This is a genomic window from Lelliottia sp. GFLA7 (assembly GCF_056490165.1).
Window position 1 is genome coordinate 1 of sequence record NZ_JBWLAQ010000104.1, and the last position, 416, is coordinate 416.

The 416-nt window shown below is 68.0% G+C and carries 1 protein-coding gene; it reads left to right on the forward strand.

Features of this window, described 5'->3' with window-relative positions; translation table 11 throughout:
* Positions 1-416, forward strand: a 416-nt coding sequence (locus AC07RN_RS21370) for a hypothetical protein (RefSeq protein ID WP_478337281.1), incomplete at both ends; no start/stop codon positions are given.

The following is a 416-nucleotide window of genomic DNA, read 5'->3' on the forward strand; positions in this document are numbered from 1 at the left end:
TCCACATGGAGCTCAACGATCCGCCGCCGTGCACCACGGGCTTCCTGCCGCCGGATCAGTGGCGATCGCCGGCCGACGAAACTCTGGTCGACACTCCGGGTGACCTGTTCTGCAAGGTCGACCAGTCCGACCCGAATGCGATCCGCGGTGCACGCAACCTGCCGTGTATGGAGTACCCAGGCAAGCGTGGACCGACCCCGGACGCATGTCGTGACGGCTATGTCCCGGTGGGCACCAACCCGTGGCAGGGTCCGCCGCAGCCGGTCGCGTCCGCGACCGACAAGCCGGTGCCGGGTCCCGTCACGACAGGTGCCACGACGGCGGCACGTCGGTACGATCCGGTGACGGGCACGTACATCGGCCCCGACGGAAGGACTTACTCGCAGCCGAATCTCGGTGGCAACGCGGGTCAGTCG